Origin of the sequence: Aquimarina sp. U1-2, assembly GCF_017897595.1 — a bacterium.
GTDB lineage: Bacteria > Bacteroidota > Bacteroidia > Flavobacteriales > Flavobacteriaceae > Aquimarina.
The window spans coordinates 1-284 of the sequence record NZ_JAGKIK010000168.1; the positions used below are offsets into that span (position 1 = coordinate 1).

General features: G+C 30.3%; 1 protein-coding gene. It reads left to right on the plus strand.

The window, feature by feature from the left end:
• Nucleotides 1-94 precede the first annotated feature (94 nt).
• Nucleotides 95-284 (plus strand): tetraacyldisaccharide 4'-kinase (locus J8281_RS19515; RefSeq protein ID WP_210199295.1); only part of this gene is annotated, 190 nt, incomplete at its 3' end.

Genomic DNA, 284 nt, shown 5'->3' on the forward strand with positions numbered 1-284 from the left:
TAAAGGCGCAAGTGTCTCTAAATGGTTTATAACATCTTGTATAATCATACGGTTTGTATTTAGTATCAAAGATAAAATAATTACATTCGTTGTTATGAAGCTCCTAAGAAAAATATTAATTCCAGTAGTTCCTATGTACTACCTAATAACTTGGTTACGGAATATATTTTATGATATTGGAATTAAGACATCTACGTCTTTTTCTATCCCAGTAATTTGTGTGGGTAATTTAAGTGTTGGTGGAACGGGTAAAACACCAATGATTGAATATTTAATTCGGCTTT